Annotated in this window: 15 protein-coding genes; 9 read left to right on the top strand and 6 right to left on the bottom strand. The window is 58.9% G+C overall.

Annotated elements, in window-relative coordinates; genetic code table 11:
• Nucleotides 1-119: 119 nt before the first annotated feature.
• Together lsrK and lsrR are read right to left on the bottom strand one after the other, a co-directional pair.
• Nucleotides 120-1,700 carry an autoinducer-2 kinase gene (lsrK, locus tag KGP22_RS19410; RefSeq protein ID WP_111964930.1) on the bottom strand — a complete coding sequence of 527 codons (1,581 nt, stop codon included), beginning with the start codon at nt 1,698-1,700 and terminating at the stop codon, nt 120-122.
• A gap of 33 nt (nt 1,701-1,733) precedes the next feature.
• Nucleotides 1,734-2,705 (bottom strand): transcriptional regulator LsrR, encoded by a 972-nt coding sequence (lsrR, locus tag KGP22_RS19405; protein WP_008503156.1) that lies wholly within the window; start codon nt 2,703-2,705, stop codon nt 1,734-1,736.
• Between the two features lie 215 nt (nt 2,706-2,920).
• On the opposite strand from lsrR, the gene lsrA reads away from it, so the two are divergent.
• Genes lsrA through lsrG form a run of 6 tightly spaced genes read left to right on the top strand, consistent with a single transcriptional unit; the run spans nt 2,921 to nt 8,606 of the window.
• A complete protein-coding gene (gene lsrA / locus KGP22_RS19400) occupies nt 2,921-4,408 on the top strand; it encodes an autoinducer 2 ABC transporter ATP-binding protein LsrA (protein WP_223582481.1) in 1,488 nt (495 codons plus the stop codon).
• Complete coding sequence (gene lsrC / locus KGP22_RS19395) at nt 4,405-5,436, top strand: autoinducer 2 ABC transporter permease LsrC (RefSeq protein ID WP_111964928.1); 1,032 nt, start codon at nt 4,405-4,407, stop codon at nt 5,434-5,436. The genes lsrA and lsrC overlap by 4 nt, the downstream gene beginning before the upstream one ends.
• Complete coding sequence (gene lsrD / locus KGP22_RS19390; RefSeq protein WP_111964927.1) at nt 5,437-6,414, top strand: autoinducer 2 ABC transporter permease LsrD; 978 nt, start codon at nt 5,437-5,439, stop codon at nt 6,412-6,414.
• Nucleotide 6,415: 1 nt separating this feature from the next.
• Entirely contained in the window at nt 6,416-7,417 is a 1,002-nt protein-coding gene (lsrB, locus tag KGP22_RS19385) for an autoinducer 2 ABC transporter substrate-binding protein LsrB (protein ID WP_111964926.1), read from the top strand.
• A gap of 11 nt (nt 7,418-7,428) precedes the next feature.
• Nucleotides 7,429-8,316, top strand: a complete 888-nt coding sequence (gene lsrF, locus KGP22_RS19380) for a 3-hydroxy-5-phosphonooxypentane-2,4-dione thiolase (protein WP_111964925.1) — start codon at nt 7,429-7,431, stop codon at nt 8,314-8,316.
• Entirely contained in the window at nt 8,313-8,606 is a 294-nt protein-coding gene (lsrG, locus tag KGP22_RS19375; protein ID WP_111964924.1) for a (4S)-4-hydroxy-5-phosphonooxypentane-2,3-dione isomerase, read from the top strand. Before lsrF ends, lsrG begins: the two co-directional genes overlap by 4 nt.
• A gap of 54 nt (nt 8,607-8,660) precedes the next feature.
• On the opposite strand, the gene KGP22_RS19370 is transcribed toward lsrG, so the two are convergent.
• Both KGP22_RS19370 and KGP22_RS19365 read right to left on the bottom strand, forming a co-directional pair.
• Nucleotides 8,661-9,509 (bottom strand): dihydrodipicolinate synthase family protein, encoded by an 849-nt coding sequence (locus KGP22_RS19370; protein WP_111964923.1) that lies wholly within the window; start codon nt 9,507-9,509, stop codon nt 8,661-8,663.
• A gap of 12 nt (nt 9,510-9,521) precedes the next feature.
• Complete coding sequence (locus KGP22_RS19365; protein ID WP_111964922.1) at nt 9,522-10,208, bottom strand: B3/4 domain-containing protein; 687 nt, start codon at nt 10,206-10,208, stop codon at nt 9,522-9,524.
• Between the two features lie 42 nt (nt 10,209-10,250).
• Between KGP22_RS19365 and KGP22_RS19360 the strand changes: the two genes are divergently transcribed.
• Nucleotides 10,251-10,853, top strand: coding sequence for a helix-turn-helix domain-containing protein (locus tag KGP22_RS19360; RefSeq protein ID WP_115876309.1), 603 nt, complete (start codon nt 10,251-10,253; stop codon nt 10,851-10,853).
• A 39-nt stretch (nt 10,854-10,892) separates the two neighbouring features.
• Here KGP22_RS19360 and ygjG read toward each other — a convergent pair whose 3' ends face one another.
• Complete coding sequence (ygjG, locus tag KGP22_RS19355; RefSeq protein ID WP_168708009.1) at nt 10,893-12,272, bottom strand: putrescine aminotransferase; 1,380 nt, start codon at nt 12,270-12,272, stop codon at nt 10,893-10,895.
• Nucleotides 12,273-12,708: 436 nt separating this feature from the next.
• On the opposite strand from ygjG, the gene KGP22_RS19350 reads away from it, so the two are divergent.
• Complete coding sequence (locus KGP22_RS19350; RefSeq protein WP_111964920.1) at nt 12,709-14,229, top strand: PAS domain-containing methyl-accepting chemotaxis protein; 1,521 nt, start codon at nt 12,709-12,711, stop codon at nt 14,227-14,229.
• A 337-nt stretch (nt 14,230-14,566) separates the two neighbouring features.
• Nucleotides 14,567-16,126 (top strand): methyl-accepting chemotaxis protein, encoded by a 1,560-nt coding sequence (locus KGP22_RS19345; RefSeq protein WP_111964919.1) that lies wholly within the window; start codon nt 14,567-14,569, stop codon nt 16,124-16,126.
• On the opposite strand, the gene KGP22_RS19340 is transcribed toward KGP22_RS19345, so the two are convergent.
• A complete protein-coding gene (locus tag KGP22_RS19340; protein WP_111964918.1) occupies nt 16,123-16,617 on the bottom strand; it encodes a PadR family transcriptional regulator in 495 nt (164 codons plus the stop codon). The two genes, KGP22_RS19345 and KGP22_RS19340, sit on opposite strands and share 4 nt — an antisense overlap.
• Between the last annotated feature and the right edge of the window lie 134 nt (nt 16,618-16,751).

Raw genomic sequence — 16,751 nt, 5'->3', positions numbered from 1 at the left:
GAAAGGTAAAAGCGGGATCGAATGATTGTGATAGATCTCAAAGAACTTCCCCGGTGGCGCTGCGCTTACCGGGGCTACAAAACCCCAGAACAGATAAGCGTAGCGCCATCCGGCGTTATTTACGGCGCCGCTGCCCGCACCAGCCCCGGAGCCTGCCACATCGAGGTCGTCAGCCCGCTGTCCACCAGCCCGAGCTGGTCGGCGTACACTGCCTGCCATTTCTGCATCATGCCGTCGTACAGCTCCCGGTGTTGCGGGTTCGGCGTGAACTCGCGGCTCCACTTCACCAGCCGTTCGCCCGTTGAGGCCATATCGGCAAACAGCCCCGCGCCAGCACCTGCCGCAATCGCGCAGCCGAGCGCCGTCGCCTCTTTCACTTCCGGCACGCGCACCGGCAGGCCGGTTACGTCGCTTAAGATCTGGCTCCACAGAGCGCCTTTGGAACCGCCGCCCGCAAACACCAGGCTTTCAAACGTTACGCCGGAGAAGCGCGAAATCTGCGCCAGGTTGCAGGCCGAGACGATCGCCGCATTCTCCTCCAGGGCGCGGAACAGCGTCGCTTTGTTGCATTTTTCCGGGTCGATGGAGAGGTTAATAAACGACGGCGCGGCGTGGTACCACTGCTTAAAATGCATCGCGTCGGAGAAGATCGGCATCACCCCGTGGGAACCCGCCGGCACGCGGCTCGCCATCTCTTCCAGCAGGGAGTAGGTGTCCATCCCCATACGATCGGCAATCAGCTTTTCCTCCGCGCAGAAGGCGTCGCGGAACCAGCGCATGGTCAGCCCGGTAAAGAAGCTGATCGACTCCGCCTGCGCCATGCCGGGAATGACGTGCGGGTTCACGCGGATGTTCATCTCAGGATCGGTGCGCACCTGCGGCAGGTTGACCACCTGCTGCCAGAAGGTACCGCCCAGTACCGCCGTTTGTCCGGCGCGGACCACGCCCAGCCCCAGGCAGCCCAGCTGCACGTCGCCGCCGCCCATCACCACCGGCGTGCCTTCGCGCAGGCCGCTCTGCAGCGCGGCCTCCCGGTTTATAGCACCCAGTACGGTGCCGGTCTCTTTCACCGGGGAGAGGATATCGGCGCGCAGCCCGGCCATGTCGAGCAGCGCCGGACGCCAGTTGCGGGAAAACAGATCCAGCATGCCGGTGGTGCCCGCGTTAGACGGGTCGACCGCCAGCTCGCCGGAGAGCTTCGCCGCCAGCCAGTCGCTGATCATGGTGATGGTCGCGGCGTTGCGGTAAATATCCGGACGATGGTGCGCCAGCCACAGCAGGCGCGGCATGGCGCTCAGCGCCAGCGTCTGGCCGGAGACGTCATATACTTCGGATTCAAAACGGTCATCGTGGATCTCTTTGAGTTCGGCCACTTCGCGGCTGGCGCGGGCGTCGACGTTAGCGCAGGCCCAGATGGCCTCGCCGTTGCGGTCATACAGCACGATCCCTTCGCGCATTGAACAGCAGGCAACGGACTGAATATCTGCCGCGGTCAGATTCGCGCGCGACAGCGCCTGATGAATGCACCGGCAGGCCAGCTGCCAGTTGGTCTCGAGGTCGAACTCCATCGACCCCGGCACGTTCTCAACGCTCAGGTGCTTCCACTCGGCCTGACCGACGGCAATCTGGTTGCCCTGTAAATCGAAAATAACGGCGCGAACGCTGCCTGTCCCTGCATCTAACGCTAAAAGGTAACTCATGAGCTTGCCTCGCTGTTAGCGCAGGGCGAGCTCTCATTTGGCCAGAGCCAGCACCGCGCGGGCTGTCGTCTCCTCCGTCACCAGGCCATTGATACGTCGACCCTTCAGTGCGGCATAAATCGCATCGGCTTTCTCTTCCCCTCCGGCTACGCCAACGATGGTGGGCAGCTGCGCCAGCTCATCAAGCGAGACGCCGAGTAATTCTTTATGGATCTCCAGCTCCTCAACGCATTCACCTTCGGCATTGAGGAAATAGCCGAGAATGTCGCCGACCGCGCCTTTGCGGGCATACATCAGCTGTTCACCTTCGCTGATATAGCCGGATCGCAGTATCGTAGCGTCGCGGCGCTGGTTCACCGAACCAATGCCAACCACCGCGACGTCGGCGGCGGTGGCGGCGAGGATCACGTCCCGCACGCTGGTTTCGCGTTTTAAGATCCCGGCGACTTCAGCGGATGACACGCGAAGCGGGGCGGGGATCATGCTGACGCTGCAGGCCGCGTCCAGCTGGCCGATACCGGTCATATATGGCCCGACGCCGCCGGAGAGCGTCACGAGGCGGATCTGCTGCGAGCTGATAAAGCCGCTCAGGTGCTGCAGGCTGCTCATGGTGGTTTCACCGAACCCCACCGCCAGCAGCTGGCCGGGTTCCAGCACGCCCATCAGCGACTGCGCCGCGCCAATGCCTAACCGCACGTTCATCGGCGGCGTATTTAAGGCGGGCATCACGCGTACCAGCTTCAGGCCAAAGCGCTGCTGTAGCTCGGTTTCCAGCGACAGGCAGCCCTCGTAGCGGGAGTTAATCTGCACGCGGATCACCCCTGACTGACGGCCTTTTTCCAGCAGGCGAGAAATCTTCAAACGCGGCAGCCCGAGCCGCTCGCCGATATCGTTCTGGGTCAGCCCGTCGTGGTAGTAGCACCAGGCTACGCGCGCCACCAGCTCTTCTTCCGCCAGCGCCAGCCCGGCAAACCGTCCTTCTTCCGCAGTGCGTTTATCGCTCATAGTTGAACTCTTATAAAAATTTAGATCATATGTTCGTGATGACGCGGAGGGAAAGTGTGAGCCACGCGACAAAACGGATCATTTCGATCGTTTCTGGTTTATCTGAATCTCAATCGATAAAACTGTGATCCCTGCACGGTTGTAAATATAGTTCACCGTCTACGCTTTTGAACATTATTAAATCTAAAAATCATTTGTTCAATAGCGGAGCGATGATGACACCACTTCTCGACGCGCGGAATATCAGCAAGCAGTTCTCAGGCGTGCCGGTTCTGAAAGGCATTGATTTCACGCTGCTTGCGGGCCAGGTGCACGCGCTGATGGGCGGAAACGGCGCGGGAAAATCGACGCTGATGAAGATCATCGCCGGAGTCGAGACGCCGGACAGCGGTGAACTTTCCGTCGAGGGGCAGTCATATGCGCGGCTGACGCCCGTGCAGGCGCACAGGCTCGGCATTTACCTGGTGCCGCAGGAGCCGCTGCTGTTCCCCAACCTTACGGTGCGGGAAAACATCCTGTTCCGCCTGCCGCGCGAACGCGATCGGGAAAAACGGCTGGAGGAGAAGCTTGAGCAACTGCATTGCCAGCTCAACCTCGACGCCGCCGCCAGCACCCTGGAAGTGGCGGATCAGCAGATGGTGGAGATCCTGCGCGGATTAATGCGCAACGCCAGGATCCTGATCCTCGACGAGCCCACGGCCTCCCTCACGCCGGGCGAAACCGAACGGCTGTTCCGCCAGATCCGCGCCCTGCAGGCACTCGGCGTCGGGATCGTGTTTATCTCCCATAAGCTGCCGGAAATTCGCATGCTGTCGAGCCACGTCTCGGTGATGCGCGACGGCGCGGTGGTGCTGAGCGGCGAAACCGCGCAGTTTGACGATAGCGCACTGATCGCCGCCATGACGCCGGTGAGCCGCGAGAAATCCCTGAGCGATACGCAAAAGCTGTGGCTGGCACTGCCGGGCAACCGCCGCACCCAGCCGCAGGATTTTTCGGTGCTGCGGGTAGAGGACCTGACCGGAGAAGGGTTTATCGATCTGAGCCTTGAGATCTACGCCGGGGAGATCGTCGGCCTGGCCGGGCTGGTCGGATCCGGACGTACCGAGTTTGCCGAAACCCTTTACGGCCTCCGGCCGGTACGCGGGGGCCGCATCTGGCTGGAAAATCAGGAGATCACCGGCGAGCCGGTGCGTTTGCGACTGGAAAAAGGCCTGGTTTACCTGCCGGAAGACAGGCAGGTATCCGGCCTGTTCCTCGACGCGCCGATCCGCTGGAACACCGTGGCGCTGAACGAGCCGTCGCTCTGGCAGCAGCGGAAAAGAGAGTCCGCGGTGGTGGAGCGCTATCACCGGGCGCTGGGGATCAAGTTCAACCATGCGGATCAAACCGTGCGCACGCTCTCCGGCGGCAATCAGCAGAAGGTGCTGCTTGCACGCTGTCTGGAGGCCAACCCGTTATTGCTGATCGTCGACGAGCCGACGCGCGGCGTGGACGTCTCGGCGCGCGCCGATATCTACCAGCTTATCAAAAGCGTGGCGGCGCAGAACGTGGCGGTGCTGATGATCTCAAGCGATCTCGATGAGTTTCCGGGCCTCGCGGACCGGGTGCTGGTGATGCACCAGGGCGTGCTCAGCGGCGAACTACCGCGCCATGCCGTCAGCCTCGATCGCATGATGGCGCTGGCGTTCGGGGGACAATCATGAAGACCTTACTGAAAAACCGCGAGCTAAGCGCGTTTCTCGCCATTCTGGCGCTGTTCGCCGTGCTGGTGGCGCTTAATCCCTCTTACTTCAGCCTGCAGACGCTGGGGATGATTTTCGCCAGCTCGCAGATCCTGATCCTGCTGGCTATCGGCGCGGCGCTGGTGATGCTGACCCGCAATATCGACGTTTCCGTGGGTTCAACCGTCGGGCTGTCCGCCATCGCCGTCGGCGTGGCGCTGAACGGCGGCTACAGCCTGCCCGTTTCCATTCTCTTCGCACTGTCGATCGGGGCGCTGGCCGGGGCGTTCAACGGTTTTCTGGTGGTGGGGCTGCGCATTCCGGCGATTGTCGCGACCCTCGGCACGCTGGGGCTGTACCGCGGGGCGATGCTGCTCTGGACGGGAGGAAAGTGGATTGAAGGGCTGCCGCCGGGGTTGAAATCCCTCTCTGAGCCTGCCGCCGTCGGCGTGTCGCCCCTTGGCATGGTGGTGTTGACCATCGCGGCCACAGGCGCGTGGACGCTGTCGCGCACCGCGTTCGGGCGTGATTTCTACGCGGTGGGGGATAACCTTGCCGCCGCACGCCAGCTGGGCGTGGCGGTGAACCGGACCCGCATGATCGCCTTCACCCTCAACGGCATGCTGGCGGCCTGCGCCGGGATCGTCTTTGCCGCGCAGATTGGCTTTGTGCCCAACCAGACCGGCAGCGGGCTGGAGATGAAGGCCATCGCCGCCTGCGTGCTCGGTGGCATTTCGCTGCTGGGCGGCACGGGCACGCTGATCGGCGCGTTGCTCGGTGCGTTCTTCCTGACGCAAATCGACACCGTGCTGGTGCTGTTCAGGCTTCCTGCCTGGTGGAACGACTTTATCGCCGGGCTGGTGCTGCTGGGCGTGCTGGTGCTCGACGGGCGTCTGCGCCAGGCGCTGGCGCGGCATCAGCGGGCGCTGAAGTACGGTCGTTTCCAGCCGGGTAACAGAGGGGGAAAGCACGTCACCCCCTTTCCCAAACGTAAAAAAGAGGTGGCGTAAATGAGGCTTAACTGGGAAAGCGCGCTGCTCATTTTGCTGGTGCTGGAGATCCTGCTTTTCGGGGCCATCAACCCGCGCATGCTCGATATCAACATGCTGCTTTTCAGCACCAGCGACTTCATCTGCATCGGCATTGTGGCGCTGCCGCTCACGCTGGTGATTATCAGCGGCGGGATCGACATCTCCCTCGGCTCGACCATCGGCCTGTGCGCCATCGCGTTGGGGGTGATGATGCAGGCGGGCTGGCCGATGGCGGTCACCATTCCGCTGACGCTGCTGCTCGGCCTGCTGTGCGGGCTGGTGAATGCGGCGCTGATCCACTACACCGGCATCAGCCCTTTGGTTATCACCCTCGGCACGCTCTACCTCTACGGCGGCGGGGCGCTGCTGCTCTCCGGCATGGCGGGGGCCACGGGCTACGAGGGAATCAGCGGTTTCCCGGACGGCTTCACGGCGTTCGCTAACCTCACGGTGTTGGGCCTGCCGATCCCATTGGTCTTGTTCGCGGTAATCACCGTCTTCTTCTGGCTCATTACCCACCGGGGGCGCTTTGGCCGTCATCTGTTCCTGATTGGCCAAAATCCGCGTGCGGCACGCTATGCGGCGCTGTCGGTGAACGGCATGCCCTACGCGCTGTACGGCCTGGTGGGCGTTGCCTCCGCGATTGCCGCGCTGGTCATGGTCTCCTATTTCGGCTCCGCACGTTCGGATCTTGGGCGCGATTTACTGATGCCCGCGCTCACCGCCGCCGTGCTCGGCGGAGCCAATATCTACGGCGGTTCAGGTTCGGTTGTCGGTACGGCGCTGGCGGCGCTGCTGGTGGGCTATCTGCAGCAGGGTTTACAGATGGTCGGTATCCCCAACCAGGTGTCGAGCGCGCTGTCAGGGGCGCTGCTGGTTGTGGTGGTGATGGGACGTTCGCTGAGTCTGCACCGCGAGTGGGTGCGTTCTCTCTTTAGAAAACTATCCGGAGCGTAAGATGAAAACAAAACTGCTCGTCCTGGCAATGGCCCTCAGCTTCGCTTCGGCGCAGGCGGCGGACCGCATTGCCTTTATCCCGAAGCTGGTGGGCGTGGGCTTCTTCACCAGCGGCGGCAACGGCGCGAAAGAGGCGGGGAAAGATCTTGGCGTGGATGTGACCTACGACGGCCCGACCGAGCCGAGCGTTTCCGGCCAGGTGCAGCTCATCAATAACTTCGTCAACCAGGGCTATAACGCCATTATTGTCTCCGCCGTGTCGCCGGACGGGCTGTGTCCGGCGCTTAAGCGCGCGATGCAGCGCGGCGTCAAGGTTCTAACCTGGGATTCCGACACCAAGCCGGAGTGCCGCAGCATCTACATCAACCAGGGGACGCCGGAACAGCTGGGCGGCCTGCTGGTGGAGATGGCGGGCAAGCAGGTCACCAAACCGAATGCCAAAGTGGCGTTCTTCTACTCAAGCCCCACCGTCACCGACCAGAACCAGTGGGTGAAAGAGGCGAAGGCCAAAATCGAGAAAGATCATCCCCAGTGGCAGATCGTAACGACCCAGTTTGGCTATAACGACGCCACCAAATCGTTGCAAACCGCCGAAGGGATCTTAAAAGCCTACCCGGATCTGGATGCGATTATCGCCCCGGACGCCAACGCGCTGCCGGCGGCGGCGCAGGCGGCGGAAAACCTGAAGCGGGAAGGGGTGGCGATTGTCGGGTTTAGCACGCCAAACGTGATGCGCCCGTACGTTGAGCGCGGCACGGTGAAGGCCTTCGGCCTGTGGGACGTGGTGCAACAGGGCAAAATTGCGGTCAATGTCGCCGATCGTTTGCTTAAAAAAGGCGATCTTAACGTCGGCGACAGCGTGGACGTAAAAAACATCGGGGCGCTGAAGGTCGAGCCGAACAGCGTGCAGGGCTACCAGTATGAGGCGAAGGGCAACGGCATCGTGCTGCTGCCGGAACGCGTGGTGTTCACCAAAGAGAACATCAGCAAATACGATTTCTGACGGGGGAGCAAATGGCTGATTTAGACGACATCAAAGACGGCAAGGATTTTGGCATCGGCACGCCGCAGCAAAATGTGCCGTTCACCCTGAAGGGCTGCGGCTCGCTGGACTGGGGTATGCAGTCGCGGCTGGCGCGCATCTTCAATCCGCAGAGCAACCGTACGGTGATGCTGGCCTTTGACCACGGCTACTTTCAGGGGCCGACTACCGGTCTTGAGCGTATCGATCTCTCCATCGCGCCGCTGTTTGGTGAAACCGACGTGCTGATGTGCACCCGCGGCATCCTCAGGAGCCAGGTACCCGCCGCGACGAACAAACCGGTGGTTCTGCGCGCCTCCGGCGGTAACTCGATTCTGGGCGAACTCTCCAACGAGTGCGTGGCGGTGGCGATGGAAGACGCGTTGCGCCTGAACGTCTGCGCGGTGGCAGCGCAGGTCTATATCGGAAGCCCGTTTGAGCATCAGTCGATTAATAACATCATCAAGCTGGTGGACGCTGGCGCGCGCTACGGCATGCCGACGCTGGCGGTGACGGGCGTCGGCAAAGAGATGGCGCGCGACGCGCGCTATTTCTCGCTGGCCAGCCGCATTGCCGCCGAAATGGGGGCGCAGTTCGTTAAAACCTATTACGTGGACGAGGGCTTTGAAAAAGTGACCGCCAGCTGCCCGGTGCCGATCGTCATCGCCGGGGGCAAAAAGCTTCCTGAGCACGAGGCGCTGGAGATGTGCTGGCGCGCGATCGACCAGGGGGCATCCGGCGTGGACATGGGGCGCAACATCTTCCAGTCCAGTGCGCCGCTCGCCATGCTCAAGGCGGTGAAAAAAGTGGTTCACGAGAGCTGGAATGCCCGCGATGCGTTCCAGTTCTGGCAGGAAGAGAAACAGGGAGAAGCAAAATGAACGTGACGCTGGTAGAGATCAACATTAAGCCAGAGCGGGTGGACGAGTTTCTGGAAGTGTTTCGCGCCAACCACGAGGGCGCAATCCAGGAGCCGGGGAACCTGCGTTTTGACGTATTGCAGGACCCTAGGGTAAAAACCCGGTTCTTTATCTACGAAGCCTATAAAGACGAAGAGGCGGTGCTGGCTCACAAGCAAACCCCGCACTATCTGGCGTGCGTGGAGAAGCTTGAGGAGCTGATGTCGGAGCCGCGTAAAAAGCGCAGCTTTGTTGGGTTGTTGCCGGAGTAACAGGCGTTATAAAAGTGTTGTAGGCCGGGTAAGCGCAGCGCCACCCGGCATTTTTCAAACCAGCTCCAGATGGGCAAGTAATCTCGCGAGCGCTTCACGCGGCTCACCCTGAACCGCCTGCAAGGGGAACGGCAACGCGGGTGCAGCCACTTTTCCCATCATCTCTGCCGCCGCCGCGATAACCCGTAAGCTGCCATAGCGACGGAACAATTCCCACAGTGGCTCTAACCGCTCGGATTGGGCAGTCTCTTTCGAACGCGCAATCGCCAGCGCTGTTTGCGGGAACAATCCGCCGAGCACCGAGTACCAGACGTCAAACCCTGCCTGCAGGGCAGAGGCCGCTCGCCAGTCGCCGGCGATGCCCAGCGTGACTGTCTCAGGAAGACGGTCGCGTACCTGCGACAGGTCTTCCGGCACGCGACCAAGCTTAATGGATCCTACATTCGGCAGGCCCGCGACGGCAAATAACAATTCATCGCTAAACGCAAACCCGGTGGTGGCCGGATTATCGTAAATGCACAACGGTATGGAGAGCTGGCGGGTCACCGTTTCATAGAGATTAAACACTTCGTCTTCCGTTAATCGCTGGTAGGACACGGGGGCCATCAGCACGCCGGAGACACCTGCCGCCTGCGCGTCGTCAGCCAGACGCAGTATATCGTCCAGCCGGAGTGCGCCAATGCTGACGATGACCGGAATATCATCAGCATGCGCCACCGCGCAGCGTGCGATCCGACCGCGCTCTTCTACGGTCAGATAGGCATAGCTTCCCGTTGAGCCGAGAATGCCCAGAGAATCCACGCCAGCGTCGACCACGGGGCGCAGAAGATTGATGAAGGATTGCTCGTCAAACGTCCCCTCTTTCAGGGGCGTTAACGGAAAAGCGCTTAACCCGTAAAACATCGTGTTGTCCTCTTACAGCGTCAGCATCTGAACCTGAGCCGTGGCCCCCGGCATCAGCCGCTGCAGGTTGTTGACCAGCTCATCTCCCGCCTCATCCAGCGCCGCAAGCGGCATCGACGGCAGGCTTTCAAGAATAAACCACATGGATTGCGCCTGGCTATCGAGGCGCGTCCGTATCCCCTGGCGCCAGTTCCAGCGGCGGCAGGTGACGCCAGTATCGTCGCGCCAGATAACCTCGCCCGGTTCCGGATGTTCCACCACCGGTTGTCCCTCTTTGAAGGTATCAAATGGCTCGCTGCCGTCGGCAAGCGTCAGACGCGGCGTGCCCGAATAAGCCGCGAGATTTTCTCCGCCGACCGGAATGGCGTAGCGAATACTCACCGCGTTATAGATATCCACCACCGGATCCAGCGGCGGCAGCGAGCCATCTTTCAGGACCCGCTTACGCAGGGCGGATGCCGAGCAGGGCGTGCGTTTCGGTTTCGCGCCGAAGGCTTTAAACACTTCATCCCAGCCTGAAAGGTGCGCATCAGCCCAGGGCACATCATCATTAATCATCTGCTGGCAGGCCTGCGCCAGCGCGGCAGCCGCCACCTCCGGGTGGGTAATTGGCGCAGCTTCAACCAGAATGCTCAGCGCCCGAAAGCCTGGGGCAATCCCGGCAAGACGCGAGTCTATTGACGGCGTAACGAGAGACATAAATAATCCTGTATTGACTGTTTTATACCATGGTAGTGACCAATGACTGATAAAGTCAATATAATGACTGCGCACGGGGCCGATGTTGCCCAGGTAAGCCTGGCCGTGGCGAACCGCATACGCAACTGGCGCAAAGAGAAAAAGCTATCTCTGGACGAGCTGTCCCGCCGCGCAAGCGTCAGCAAAGGCATGCTGGTAGAGATCGAAAAGGGCGCAGCCAACCCCAGTATCGCCATCTTGTGCAAACTGGCTGCCGCGCTCGGTATCTCAGTGGCGGATATCGTTAACGTCTCCAGCGAGCCGCTGGTGCATGTTATCGAAGAAGAGACTATTCCGGTGCTGTGGCAGGGCGAACAGGGTGGACGCGCCAGACTGCTGGCGGGAACGGCAGGCCCGGATATGATTGAGTTATGGCAATGGGAGATGCAGCCGGGGGAGCGTTTTACCTCTCCGGGGCACCCGGCGGGAACCTTTGAGCTGTTGCACGTGAACGAAGGCGTTTTAACGCTGACGGTGGATGAGACGGTAACCCAGGTTAACGCTGGCGCATCGGCTGTGGCGAAAACGGAAGCGGCGCACGGCTACGCCAATGAGGGCGATACCGTGCTTCGCTTCACCATGACGGTGGCGGAATTTCACCGCTAAAAAACCGGGCCTACAAACGCCTGTAGGCCCGGTGATTTTTTACGCCTCTTCCACGCTCACCCGCAGCGCTGCCAGCGCTTTACGCGCCGCTTTCAGCACCTGCTCGCACTGCTCAATCGTCAGAGTCAGCGGCGGTTCAATGCGGATGGTTTTCGAGTTGTTGAGCGTTCCGGCCACCAGCACCCGCTGGCGGAACATCTCGCTCGCAAAGCTATAGCCGATTTCGTTGTCGACAAACTCAATTGCCATCAGCATCCCTTTACCACGCGCATCCTGCACCAGATCCGGATACTCCCGGCCTAGCTGACGGAAGCCGTCCAGCAGCATGTCGCCTTTCTGCTCCGCCTGCGCGGGCAGGTTTTGCTCCAGCAGCACGTTGATGGTCGCAAGAGCCGCCGCGCAGGCCAGCGGGTTACCGCCAAAGGTGGTGGTATGCAGGAACGGGTTGTCGAACAGCACCGAGAACACCTCTTCAGTAGCAACCGTCGCGCCAATCGGCATCACGCCGCCGCCAAGCGCCTTCGCCAGGCACAGTATGTCCGGCTGCACGTTCTCGTGCTCGCAGGCAAACATCTTGCCGGTGCGCCCCATCCCGGTCTGAACTTCGTCGAGGATCAGCAAAGCGCCAAACTCATCGCACAGCTGACGCACGGCAGGCAGATAGCCCTGAGGAGGGAGGATCACGCCGCCTTCACCCTGAATCGGCTCCAGGATCACCGCCGCCACGTCATCGCCGGTTTTACGGCATTCACTGAGCACGGTGCGCATGGCGTTAATGTCGCCGAACGGCACGTGGCGGAAGCCCGGCAGCAGCGGCATAAACGGTTTGCGGAAGGTGGATTTGGCGGTAGCGGACAGTGCGCCCAGGGATTTACCGTGGAACGCGCCGCTGGTAGCGATAAAGGTGAATTTCCCGCGCGGCGACTGGTACGCTTTGGCGAGCTTTATCGCCGCTTCGACCGATTCCGTGCCGCTGTTGCTAAAGAAGCTGTATTTCAGTTTGCCGGGCGTTAAGGCCGCCAGCGTTTTCGCGAGCATGGCGCGAAGCGGGTCGAGCAGTTCCTGGCTATGGAGAGGTTGTTTCGCAAGTTGATTCTGTACGGCGGAAACCACAACTGGATTACGGTGCCCCACGTTGAAGATACCAAAACCACCAAGGCAATCGATAAACTCCTGTCCCTGGGTGTCGACAAGCGTGTTAAGACTCCCCGCTTGCCACTCTACGGCTCCGTAATCCCCGCCGGCGGTAACAGATTTGCGATACTCCAGAAACCCTGGATTGACGTGTTCTTTAAAGTAATCGATGACCTCTCGGTTAAGTTGTTTCATCTCCTCATGATCAAGCGTTCGCTTCTCAATGAGATTCAGTGCGTGCGCGGTACAGGCAAGAGCCGAGGCGCTGGAAGGTAACCTGTTCAAAATGTGCTCCCGGGGATCGCGTATCACATGATACTGGTTTAAGTATTGCAGGGATTACGCCACTTCAGATGCCTTAACGAAAATCGGGATAAACGCCAGGTTAAAATAATGTTGCACAATATTTAATCATGCCGAAGCAACCGAAACGGGATTTAGCGGTACAGGACAGATAAAGATAATTGGGGGCGAAAAAGCGCAACTGCACTAAAGAAGTGCATTCGGTGCAACTTAAGTGGGCGTTAACTGGTCATGCTTTATAGGTAATTTCTTTGCGAAAGTATTTGAAATCAATGAATTATAAAATCGTACAAAAAGTATGGTTTAAGTGAAATCTGCGATCTTCATCAAGTTTAACAACTAAAGATAAATTGTTTACCGCCGAAAAAACATTGACCCACAAAATTAACATTCAAATAACCTGCAAGGGATGCCCACGATGTCCTCTCCAACCTATGTCACCCAGAATGAATATTCACTGGACGATGACACCACCTTAATGTCTACCACAGACGTCCACAGCTACATCACGCACGCCAACGACACTTTTGTGCAGGTGAGCGGCTACCAGCTTGATGAGCTGACGGGCCAGCCGCACAATCTGGTACGCCACCCCGACATGCCAAAAGCCGCGTTTGCCGATATGTGGTACACGCTGCAGCAGGGCGAACCGTGGAGTGGGATTGTCAAAAACCGGCGCAAAAACGGCGATCACTACTGGGTGCGTGCTAACGCAGTGCCGATGGTGCGCCACGGGCAGGTCACGGGCTATATGTCCATCCGCACCAAAGCCACGGCGGAAGAGATTGCCACCGTGGAACCGCTCTACCGGGCGCTCAACGACGGGAGCTGTAAGAAACGTGTGTACAAGGGGCTGGTGGTTGGAAAAGGCTGGCTGGGCAAACTGCCTGCTATGCCGCTGCGCTGGCGCGTGCGCAGCGTGATGGCGGTGCTCTTTGCCCTACTCGCCTCCACCCTGGCGGTGACCTCCGCCGGGTGGATGCCGCTCGTTGCTGCTGCGGTGGTGATGCTGCTGGGGACGCTGCTCTTTGAGCAACAAATTGTCCGCCCGGTAGAGAATGTGGCGCGACAGGCGCTGAAGGTCGCAACCGGTGAGCGCAACAGCGTGCAGCATCTGAACCGCAGCGACGAGCTGGGGCTGACGCTGCGCGCGGTAGGGCAGCTTGGCCTGATGTGCCGCTGGTTGATTAATGACGTGTCGAGCCAGGTGGTTAGCGTCCGCGACGGCAGCGACAGGCTGGCGCAGGGAAATGAAGATCTGAACGATCGGACGCGTCAGACCGTAGCGAACGTGCAGCAGACCGTCGCGACAATGAACCAGATGGCCGCATCCGTTCAGAGTAACTCCGAAACCGCCGCCGAGGTGGACAAACTCTCCGTGGCCGCGAGCAGCGCGGCGACAAAAGGAGGCAATGCGATGCAGACCGTCGTTAAAACGATGGATGATATTGCCGACAGCACGCAGCGAATTGGCTCAATTACCTCCCTGATTAACGACATCGCTTTCCAGACCAATATTCTGGCGCTGAACGCGGCGGTTGAAGCGGCTAGGGCAGGCGAGCAGGGCAAAGGTTTTGCCGTGGTCGCGGGCGAAGTCCGCCATCTCGCCAGCCGCAGCGCCAGTGCCGCGAATGATATTCGTAAACTCATTGATGCCAGCGCCAGCAAGGTGCAGTCCGGCTCTGAGCAGGTGCATGCCGCAGGCCGTACGATGGATGATATTGTGGTACAGGTGAAAAACGTGACGCAGCTTATCGCCCAGATCAGCCACGCGACCTCCGAGCAGGCAACCGGACTCTCTGAGCTGACCCGCGCGGTGGCTGAACTCGACAGCATTACGCAGAAAAACGCCGACCTGGTCGAGGAGAGCGCACACATTTCTGCGATGGTGAAGCATCGCGCCGGACGTCTCAAGGATGCGGTGACTGTGCTTCATTGAGCCAGTAATGTTCCAAAAAAAGCCGTTTATTTCGTAAGGAATAAACGGCTTTTTATTTTCTGCTTGTGACTATTAATGTATTTTATTGTTAATCTAATATTAAATAACTAAAGAAAGTACCTCAGTTATTTATCCCTGCCTAAGTCAATTATCCAGAAGGCTATTTTGAAAAATGCCTCTCTGGTGGTCTGGTAACGATCAATGGGGCAATATTAATAGTCTCTACCTATCCATTGTGTGGGTTATGAAATAAAAAAACGATCAAACTCATAAAGTTAGCGAAATCGTTACCGATAACAGCGATCGTCTGAGAAATAATCACATCGATGGAGAAAATATGTTCTTACATGACGTAAAGATCGGCACGAAATTATTTCTGGCGTTTGGGTTCTTTATTGTCCTGATGGCGATCAGCGCGAGCCTGTCTCTGCTGAGTCTGAACCGGGCTAATAACGGGATGCAATCCATTATTACCAGTGATTATCCGACCACGGTAAAAGCGAACCAGTTAATTGATAACTTCCAGGAATTTATTAGCACTCAACAGCTGATGCTGCTGGACGAGCAGGGCACCTACACTGGGCAATCTCAGCAGCGCCTGAAAGAGATCAGCGAGCATATCACGGTGATCCTGGGAGAGCTGAACACCGCGTTGCAGGATCAAAAGTCTCAGCAGGTGCTGGCGGAGATCCGCAGCGTGCGTCAGCAGTATCTGGACTCGCGCTACCGCATTTTGCAGGCGGTGCAGAACAACAATCGTGCGGGCGCCATTCAGGAGATGATGACCACCACCCTCGCCGTGCAGCAGGCTTATAAAGCGAAGGTGAAGGAGCTGATTACCATTCAAAACAGCGAGATGCAGAGCGCTGGCGCGCAGGTGGAAGGGGATTTCCGGTCTAACCGCCTGCTGCTGATACTGATCACCCTCTTTAGCGTCGCGGTCGGCAGCCTGATTGGCTGGTTCATCGTGCGTGCTATCACCCGCCCGCTCGGCGAGGCGGTGCATTTTGCTAAAGCGATTTCAGAGGGCGACCTGACCGGCAGCATCACGCCGCACGGCAAAGACGAAACGGGTCTGCTGCTGCACGCGCTAATGGAGATGAAAACGCGACTGCTGGACATCGTGCAGCAGGTGCAAACCGGCTCGGAGAATATCTCCAGCGCCGCCGCGCAGATTGTCGCCGGGAATCAGGATCTGGCTGCGCGCACGGAAGAGCAGGCAAGTTCCGTTGAACAGACCGCCGCCTCGATGGAGCAGATTACCGCGACGGTGAAAAATACCGCCTCGCATACCGGGGAAGCGACCAACCTCTCGGCTGATGCCGCCACGGTGGTCAAAAACAACGGTGAGATGATGAAGCAGGTGACCAGCAAAATGCGCCTGATTAACGAGACGTCCAACCGGATGTCCGACATTATCGACCTGATCGACGCCATTGCTTTCCAGACCAACATTCTGGCGCTCAACGCGGCGGTGGAAGCGGCGCGCGCCGGTGAGCACGGTCGCGGTTTTGCGGTGGTGGCCGGTGAAGTGCGTCAGCTTGCCCAGAAGAGCGCGTCGTCTGCCAGCGAAATCCGCGAGCTGATTGAGAGCTCTACCAGCCAGACCCAGGACGGGATGAACCTGGTTGAAAAAGCGAGTGCGTTGATCAACGGGATGGTCGGCAACGTAGAAGAGATGGACGTGATTCTGAGGGAAATCCGCCAGGCTAGCCACGAGCAGACGGAAGGTATCTCGCAGATTAACAGCGCGATTGGCCTGATTGATGCCACCACCCAGCAGAACTCCGCGCTGGTGGAGGAGTCCGTCGCGGCGGCGGCATCGCTTAATGAACAGGCGATGCACCTGAAAGAGCTGGTACGCGTCTTCCGCGTGAGCGAGCACGCTCCGGCTTAATCCAGCTGGGAGATCTCCAGCGCCGCGCGGTCAATCACGCCGATAATCTGCTTGAGCTGCGCGTCGCTGAGCTCTCCCTGATTCACCTTCAGGTCTAACACCGCTTTGAAGTTATCCAGCGCCCGCTTCATCTGCGGGTTTTTGCGTAGCTGAAAACCGACAGAACGCGCTTTGATACGCACCTGGATCTGTTCCAGCTGTTCCCGGTTTTCGTCCAGCCAGCGTTGTCCTTCAGCGGTAATCGCAATCTTCTTACGACCGTTCTCTTCTTCCGTAATGGTGATAAACGTCTGATCCTGAAGATAATCCAGGGTTGGATAGATGACCCCTGGGCTCGGGGTGTAATTCCCTTGGGTCAGGTTCTCAATCTCTTTGATCAGCTCGTAGCCGTGGCTCGCGTTGCGGGTCAGGATATCCAGAATCACCAGCCGCAGATCGCCGTGGCCGAAAAAGCGCGGCCGCCGCCCGCCGCCCTCATGTTCGTGTCGCATAGTATGCCCTTCATTTTGATATATCTAAAGTGTATCTAAGATATATTCAGATGCAATCTAAAAGATCTTGCATTTTTACTTATTAGTAATCATTATCATTTGAAAATTGATTTAGATATATCGTATTCACCAGA

The sequence above is a fragment of the Enterobacter sp. JBIWA005 genome, from assembly GCF_019968805.1.
Classification (GTDB): domain Bacteria; phylum Pseudomonadota; class Gammaproteobacteria; order Enterobacterales; family Enterobacteriaceae; genus Enterobacter; species Enterobacter vonholyi.
This window is presented reverse-complemented; position numbering and strand designations above follow the sequence as displayed.

Excerpts from the sequence above, each read along its gene's own strand:
- lsrK (WP_111964930.1), bottom strand. The coding sequence starts at position 1,700 with ATGAGTTACCTTTTAGCGTTAGATGCAGGGACAGGCAGCGTTCGCGCC.
- lsrR (WP_008503156.1), bottom strand. The coding sequence starts at position 2,705 with ATGAGCGATAAACGCACTGCGGAAGAAGGACGGTTTGCCGGGCTGGCG.
- lsrA (WP_223582481.1), top strand. The coding sequence starts at position 2,921 with ATGACACCACTTCTCGACGCGCGGAATATCAGCAAGCAGTTCTCAGGC.
- lsrC (WP_111964928.1), top strand. The coding sequence starts at position 4,405 with ATGAAGACCTTACTGAAAAACCGCGAGCTAAGCGCGTTTCTCGCCATT.
- lsrD (WP_111964927.1), top strand. The coding sequence starts at position 5,437 with ATGAGGCTTAACTGGGAAAGCGCGCTGCTCATTTTGCTGGTGCTGGAG.
- lsrB (WP_111964926.1), top strand. The coding sequence starts at position 6,416 with ATGAAAACAAAACTGCTCGTCCTGGCAATGGCCCTCAGCTTCGCTTCG.
- lsrF (WP_111964925.1), top strand. The coding sequence starts at position 7,429 with ATGGCTGATTTAGACGACATCAAAGACGGCAAGGATTTTGGCATCGGC.
- lsrG (WP_111964924.1), top strand. The coding sequence starts at position 8,313 with ATGAACGTGACGCTGGTAGAGATCAACATTAAGCCAGAGCGGGTGGAC.
- KGP22_RS19370 (WP_111964923.1), bottom strand. The coding sequence starts at position 9,509 with ATGTTTTACGGGTTAAGCGCTTTTCCGTTAACGCCCCTGAAAGAGGGG.
- KGP22_RS19365 (WP_111964922.1), bottom strand. The coding sequence starts at position 10,208 with ATGTCTCTCGTTACGCCGTCAATAGACTCGCGTCTTGCCGGGATTGCC.
- KGP22_RS19360 (WP_115876309.1), top strand. The coding sequence starts at position 10,251 with ATGACTGATAAAGTCAATATAATGACTGCGCACGGGGCCGATGTTGCC.
- KGP22_RS19350 (WP_111964920.1), top strand. The coding sequence starts at position 12,709 with ATGTCCTCTCCAACCTATGTCACCCAGAATGAATATTCACTGGACGAT.
- KGP22_RS19345 (WP_111964919.1), top strand. The coding sequence starts at position 14,567 with ATGTTCTTACATGACGTAAAGATCGGCACGAAATTATTTCTGGCGTTT.
- KGP22_RS19340 (WP_111964918.1), bottom strand. The coding sequence starts at position 16,617 with ATGCGACACGAACATGAGGGCGGCGGGCGGCGGCCGCGCTTTTTCGGC.